This window comes from Neorhizobium sp. BETTINA12A, from assembly GCF_023006485.1.
Taxonomy (GTDB): domain Bacteria; phylum Pseudomonadota; class Alphaproteobacteria; order Rhizobiales; family Rhizobiaceae; genus Neorhizobium.
Window position 1 is genome coordinate 1 of record NZ_JALBGW010000375.1, and the last position, 418, is coordinate 418.

Below are 418 nucleotides of genomic sequence, written 5' to 3' on the forward strand. Positions count from 1 at the left end.
GATCGCCGTTGCGGTCACGGCTGCCGCCGAGGCCGGCTGCGTCGCGGAAATCCCAACCGCGGGGCCGTTCGAACTGCGGACGTTGGTCGAGGCGCTGACCGCGCTCTTCCGACAGCTGACGAAATTCCTGCAGCTGCTCGCGGGTGGCACGCGTGCTGCCTTGAGCCTCTGCATCGGTTTTCGGCGGTGCAAGCTGCTGCTGGTCGGCCTGTTGTGGAGCTTGACGGCGCGGACGTTCTCCGTCCCGTGGCGGACGTGCGGAAGGCGCCTCCTTGGCGCTGTCGAGCACGGCGGCACCGTTCTGAACGGGCAATACGACCTGTTCACCGCTCTTGGCCGCGGCCGGATCCTTGGCAAGCTCCTTGGCGCGTTCGACCTGCTGAGGCGTCGTTGCCGTCTGCGGCGCGGTCGGCTGGGT

General features: G+C 68.4%; 1 pseudogene. It reads right to left on the reverse strand.

The features are described from left to right. Positions 1-418, reverse strand: a pseudogene (locus MOV61_RS30245) (hypothetical protein); the annotation flags it as partial.